A 6,308-nucleotide genomic window follows, 5' to 3' on the forward strand; every position below is an offset into this window, starting at 1 on the left:
TCGCGGGCGACGCCCGTCTTATCTCTTCAGGTTGACAAGGACGTCCATCAGATCGGAACCGGTCTGGAAGACTTTCGAATTGGCGGTGTAGCTGCGCTGCGCCGCGATCATGTTGGTCAGTTCTTCGGCGATGTCGACGTTGGAATTCTCGAGCGCGCCGGAGATGATGGAGCCGAGTTTGCCTTCATTGGCAAAGCCGACACGAACCGCGCCGGACTCGGTGCCCTGCGAATAGACGTTGCCGGGCAGCGCGGTGAGCTGGTCCGGGCTCTGCACGTCGGCCAGCGGAATCTTGTAGAGCGGCTTGGTCGAACCGTCCTTGTACTGTGCGTAGATGGTGCCGTCCTTGCTGATCTGGACCTTGTCGATGGTGCTCGGCGCGTTGCCGTTGACCTGGGCATCGGAAACCGTGAAGCCGGCGCCAAGCTGGGTCAGCGCAGACAGATCGAGATTGAGGGTGGCGCCGTTCGGCACGGTAAATGAAACGCCGGTGGGCGTGCCGGTGAGCTTGCCGGTGGTGGTGTCGAAGGTCAGGTTGGCCGAGCCCAGCAAGCCGCCAGCGGTGTAGGGGAACGATGTTCCAGCGGTGGCCTTCGACTGATCGAAGACCGCCACCTGCCAGGTGCCGGCGCCGGTGTTGGTGAAATAGACGTCGAGCAGCTTCTTGTTGCCGAGATTGTCGTAGGCGACCATCGAGGATTTCGACGTGTATTGCGCGGTCGCAGCGTTGGCGGCGGGCAGGTTGGCGGTCGCGACCGGTGTCGCGCCGGCCGGCAGGTTGCCGGCATAGCTGCCCTCGGTGCTCGGCGTTGCGGTCATTCCCTGGTCGGAGATGACAACCGGGACCAACCCCTCGAAGCCATTGACCGTCGCTGCCGGTACGCCGTTGTCGTAGCTGTACGCCATCAGCTGGAAGCCGGCCGAGTTGACAAGTCTGCCTTGACCGTCGGGAACGAAAGCGCCGGCCCGGGTCAGGTAGGGGGTGCCGCTCGGATCCTGGACGACAAAGAAGCCATCGCCGCTGACGGCAAGGTCGGAAACCGAGGTCGTGTACTGAAGCACACCCGGATCGCTGACCGCCTGGCGGATCGTCGTGGTGACGCCGCCGGAATTGTAGGCACCGCCGGTCGACGGCATGACCAGCGTCGAGAATTCGGCGGAGGAGCGCTTGTAGCCGGTGGTGTCGGAATTGGCGATGTTGTCGGCGACCGTCGATAGGCGGTTTGCCTGGGCGTTCATGCCGGAAACGCCGGTCCGCATCATTCCGTAGAGGCTCATCGAAACGTCTCCGCTGTGTCCATGCTGCTGGCTACGAGGCTACGCATGTTTTCTTGCGCGAGGCTGGCGCGGCGCTGCATCAGAAGACGAGCCGGTAGCCGAGGAAACGCTTGGAATCGATCGGGTCGGTGCCCAGCTTCTCGCGCAGCTTCTTGCGCAGTTTGCTGATGTGGCTTTCCACCACGTTCTCCTCGACCTCTTCGTCGAAGATGCCGTAGATGGCGTTGAAAACCTGGGTCTTGGTGACACGGCGCCCGCGATTGCTCGCCAGATATTCGAGGATGCGGCGTTCACGGCGCGGCAGGGGGAGGGGCTGACCGTCGATCTCGGGGTCGCGGCCGTCCATGAAGATGCGCATGGCGCCGATCTCGGTGTAGGCGACGTCTTCCTGGGCGCGGCGGCGGATGGCGGTGATGCGGGCCAGGATCTCGCGGATATGGACGGGCTTGCGAATGACGTCGTCGACGCCGCTCTCGAACAACCGGAGCGTGTTCTCCAGCGAATGCTGTTCGCTAAGCGCAATCACCGGGGCGCCGGTGCGGTCGCGGATCTGGCGCGGAGAGATGGAACCCTCGCGGCAGTCGCCGATGAGGAAGGCCCTGACCGAGCGCAGATCGGTGTCGGCGGCCGAATTCACCCACTCACCGAATTCGCCGGATGCAAAGCCTGCACAGGCGATGCCCTCACGATCGAAAAGTGAATTGTATCCCTCTGTTACGAGCTCGCGCTCGTCAACGATCACAATCATCGGCCCCGCCTTCCGAATCAAATCATTTGCCCCGTGAAGAGAGGCGTATCCGCTGGCGGGAATCCTGAACAACCGTCATTTCTTGTAGCTAGTTTCTTGGGAGTCTGGAATCGTTTCGGTTGCATTAGCGGGCGGCCAGATGTGCTTTCGGCGGCAAGTTCTGACCAAGTCAAACCAACAATTCGGGTTGTACGGTTTGTCTATTAGTAACGGGAAATGCGCTTACGGGTTGCAGAAGCCGCGGGCGTTCGCGGTCCATTTTCCAAAGCCGGTGGCGACCATGTTGGCAATGACGCGGCAGACATAGATCTTCTGCGCCGGGTCGTTGTCGGGACCGGCATGATAGCGGGCCACGGCCATGGACCAGGTCTCGTGACGGGCATGAAGGCTGGCCAGGAAGCGCGCCGCATAGTCGACGTTCTGGCGTGGGTCGAGCATGTCCTCGACGCTGCGAAAATGCGATGCATGGTAGTGGTGATTGATCTGCATGCAGCCCAGATCGATCAGGGTCTTGCCCTCGCGCCGGGCATTGGCGAAGGCGGCAAGGGCCCCGGTCCGGCTCCTCGGAAAGACTGCTTTTCCTTCTATATTCAAGGCATTGGGTTGAAGGCTGCCCTTGTTTCCGGTCTCCGTCAGGCCAACGGCATAGAGGATGCCGGCGGGTACGCCATAACGATCGGCGGCGCGCAGGATTTCCGGCTCGCAGGGGTTGGCCGCGGCTGCGGCGGCGTTTGCCGCGCTAGATAAAGATATCGCCGCCAGCGCGCTCGCGAGCAGGCGAAGTGCCGCGGCCGTAGTCCTGCGCGTCATCGTTGCGTTTCCCTGAGGATTGCTGGCCCGGTTGCTGGCCGCCGGCTCCACCATTGCCGCTGCCCGAATTCCCCGGTTGAAAGGATGCCGGATCGCGGCCTGTCGACGCCGCCATAGGAGCGGTTGCATCCGTCCGGGTTGCAGCGGGAATTGCTATCGAAGGTTGCAGTATCGTGACCTTGTCAACCTCGAAGCCGAGCCCCCGCAGCGACTTGACGATGGCCTCGCTGTCGGCCGACAGCCGACGATAAGCGTCGTGCGTTTCAGGCTTCATCTCAATCGAAAGTTGTTCCCCGGAGAGGCGAAGATTGGCCGTCACCATGCCGAGTTCGGCGGGGTGGAGTTCGATCTTCAACACATGTGTCGGAACGGCAACAGAGCTGGCCAGATGGGCGGACGTGGGTGAGGCTGAAAGCGCCTTTTGCGGCCCGGCGTCGGCGGCTATGGCGTTGATCACATTGAGGGCTGCCTGGCTGATGGGACTCTGCGGCGGTGCGGGGAAGCTCCGTTCCGAGACGACGTCGATGCGCGCAGTGGACAGGGACTGTTTTCCCGCTTCTGGACGCATCGAGGACTGGACATCCTCGATGCTCTTCATCGCATTCGCGGTGTGCTTCGACCGCACGCCGGGCACATCGGCAGCCGGCGCGTCCGGCAGCTTCTGGGCCGCCGCCGCGGCGTCACGTTTTGGCGCGCTGGAGGCAGCGCTCAGTGACTGACCGTCAAGCGCCGTCAAAGGTCCGTCGACGATCGACGCCTGCTCCGGCTTCGACATGGTTTCGAGTGCTTCGCGTCCGCCCGCGGATTTTGGCCGGTAGGTCTTTGGCAGTGAAGCCTGCCCATCGAGCGCCGGGTCCGACGGATTCTCGCCGGTGGTCGTATTGCCTCCGGCTGCTTTGGCCGTTGTCGAGAAATGCCGCAGGTCATGAAACGCGATCAGCAGCGGCAGGTCGTCCTGAAGCGGCTCGGCGTCCGGCGCCGTCTCTTCAGCGTCGGCCTTCGCGTTTGCTTCCAAATCGTCCTTGCCGGCTTTCACGTTTGCCACTTTGGCCGAGATGGTCCTTGCGGGCTCGGCCGATGCTGGTTCGGCCTTGGCGTCATGCCCAGCAAGGCCAGCCGCGAGCTTGCTCCAGCGCTGGTCGCGCGATCCCGCCTCTGTCGACGGCTGCCGTTCCGGGCGGGCAGCACCGGCATCGTCGCGCAGCATCTTGCCGAAGCCGGCGTCATCGTTCCTGCCGTTCGCGGCCGGCTGCTCCGACGTCGCGCGCGTGGAGGCAAATCCTGGCAAGGCCGAGCCGAGGCTGGTGGTCATTTGGGGGCGGCTCCAAGCATCTGGTCGATCAGGTCGAGCTGTCGACGTGTTCTGGTCATGGCGGCGTCGGTCGGATCGGCGGGCTCTGGACCGGCTGCGGGTGACGGTGCCGACGCCGGCATGACAGTCGCAGGGTCGGGGGATGCCGCTGCTGCCGTGTCCGGCGCATTGGCGGCTGGTCCGCTGGAGGCCGCGGTGACGGCGGGTTGCTCCGAGATGGCGCCTTCGACCGGTGGCAGGCCACTGTCATCGGCGCCTTGCGCCGTGGCGATCTCGGGCACCGGCTGCGCCGCGGCGGCAGGAACTGGGGCAGGCTTTTCCGCCGGAAGGGCGGTGGGCGGCGCGACGACCTCGCCGGCAATGGCCTGCGCGGCGTCGAGCAAAGCGCGGTCGCCCTCCGACAGCCGGCTGCGGTCGATCTTGCCGAGCTTGGCACGAACGTCCTCGATTGTCCCCGAGGTGACGGTGGAAAGGCTGGCATAGAGCAGGGCGCGTGGATCGTCCTGATTGGTGTTGCCGTCGCGGCCCTGTTCCGCCCGCGCCGAAGCGAAGGCCGACAAGTCGTTCAGGCCGTCTATCGCGGCCCGGCGGGCGATGCGCAGATAGATCACCTTCTCGCGCTCGGGATCCATCATCGAGGTGATGTCGCCCAGCTTGTCCTGGCTGATCGACATGTGCAGCGCGATGACGCCGGAGACGAAGGAGTCGGCGAACTGGCTGGCATAGGGCGAATAGAGGTAGCGCTCGACATATTGGGTGGAAGCAAGGGCGAAGCGTGCCGCGTCGCCTTGCGCGACTGCAAGGCCGACCGAACGGCGAAGTGCCGCTTCCTCGACCAGCGTGCCGGGGCTGAGCAATCTTGCCTCGTCGAGCAGACGGAGTGCGGTCGCCGGCTGATCACCGGCAAGCAGTGAGCCTTTGACCAAAGCGAGGAAGGCGCCGAGATCCGGAGGCAGCGCCATGGGATCGATCGGCCTCAAGGCTTCGATAGCCTCGCCGGGCCGGCCGTTGAGGTAATCAATCACGCCTTTGGCGATGGCAAGGCTTTGCGGATCCGTCGTAGCGCGCGACGTGGCCGCTTCGACGGTCACCGGGTTGCCGCCGCTCATGCCGTAGACAAGCAGGGCTCGAAAGTTCTTGGGATCCTTGTAGTCCTCGGCATTCGCCGCCCGCAGGCGCGCATCCGCCATCTCCAGCAGCTTGGCCTGCATCGGCAGGGCGGCATGATCGCCGGCGGCTATGCGGTCCTGGATGAGTTGCAGCGAGCGCACCAGCTGATACGGCTGCAGCGCGTCCTGGGCGAAACCGGCCGACGGGTGTCCGCCGGCCAGCAGCAACAAACCAATCAACCGGCGGGTGACGGCCGCTCGCTTCATTCGCCGGTCGCCATCAGGATCTCGATGCGACGGTTCGCGGCCGCCAATGGATCGGCTGCTACCTTCGGCTGGCGGTCGGCGAAGCCGGCGACCTCGGTGATGCGGCGTTCGTCGACGCCGCCGCGCACGAGCATGTAGTAGGCGGAATGCGCGCGCGCCGTCGACAGCCGCCAATTGTCGTAGCTGTCGCCGCGGAACGGCCGGGCATCGGTGTGGCCGTTGATGCTGATGGTGCCCTTCTGGCTGTTGACGATGCGGCCGATCTTCTCCATCGCCAGCACCAGTTCGCGTCTCGGCAATGCCGAGCCGACCTCGAACATGCCGAAGTCGAGCTGATCGGTGATCGAGATGACGATCCCCTTGTCGGTGGCTTCGACCGAGACGCCGTCGTGCAGCTTGTCGCCGGGCTTGAAGGCATCGGCCAGCTGCCGCTTGACGTCGGCAGCTGCCTTGACGGCAGCCGCGGTTGGCGCCTTCTCGCCGATGTCGGGCTTGGCGGCCTTTTGCGCCTCAGGCTCTGCCTTGGCTGCGTCGGCGACCGTGGTGCCGTCCGGTTTGGTCTCGCCGGCCATTGCCGTGGCAGGGTTCGCGGCCTGCTTGCTGGTCGCGTCCTTGGCCAGCGGCTCAAGCGGTGCGGCCGCGACAGGCGGCACGGCTTTGACTTTGAGCACTTTCGTTTCGGCGGTCTTGTCGCCGGGCTTGGCCGGATCGCCCTCGATCTTCGTGCGCTCGGCGCTGGCTTCGGCGCCGGGCGCCGCTACCTGCTGCGACCAGAAATCCGGCT

At 64.7% G+C, this 6,308-nt stretch carries 6 protein-coding genes; all 6 read right to left on the reverse strand.

Annotation, left to right across the window (positions count from 1 at the left end; genetic code table 11):
• Positions 1–18: 18 nt before the first annotated feature.
• Positions 19–1,278, reverse strand: coding sequence for a flagellar hook protein FlgE (locus EOB80_RS03395; protein ID WP_127322241.1), 1,260 nt, complete (start codon positions 1,276–1,278; stop codon positions 19–21).
• Between the two features lie 79 nt (positions 1,279–1,357).
• Positions 1,358–2,026 (reverse strand): response regulator transcription factor, encoded by a 669-nt coding sequence (locus tag EOB80_RS03400; protein ID WP_013529780.1) that lies wholly within the window; start codon positions 2,024–2,026, stop codon positions 1,358–1,360.
• Positions 2,027–2,248: 222 nt separating this feature from the next.
• Complete coding sequence (locus EOB80_RS03405) at positions 2,249–2,836, reverse strand: transglycosylase SLT domain-containing protein (protein ID WP_164762498.1); 588 nt, start codon at positions 2,834–2,836, stop codon at positions 2,249–2,251.
• Positions 2,766–3,872, reverse strand: coding sequence for a flagellar hook-length control protein FliK (locus EOB80_RS03410; protein WP_245466233.1), 1,107 nt, complete (start codon positions 3,870–3,872; stop codon positions 2,766–2,768). The genes EOB80_RS03405 and EOB80_RS03410 overlap by 71 nt, the downstream gene beginning before the upstream one ends.
• A gap of 272 nt (positions 3,873–4,144) precedes the next feature.
• Entirely contained in the window at positions 4,145–5,524 is a 1,380-nt protein-coding gene (locus EOB80_RS03415; protein WP_127273553.1) for a chemotaxis protein MotC, read from the reverse strand.
• On the reverse strand, positions 5,521–6,308 hold a 788-nt coding region (locus EOB80_RS35015; protein WP_245466234.1), incomplete at its 5' end, for an OmpA family protein. The genes EOB80_RS35015 and EOB80_RS03415, both read right to left, overlap by 4 nt.

The organism is Mesorhizobium sp. M7A.F.Ca.MR.245.00.0.0, from assembly GCF_003997415.1.
Lineage (GTDB): Bacteria > Pseudomonadota > Alphaproteobacteria > Rhizobiales > Rhizobiaceae > Mesorhizobium.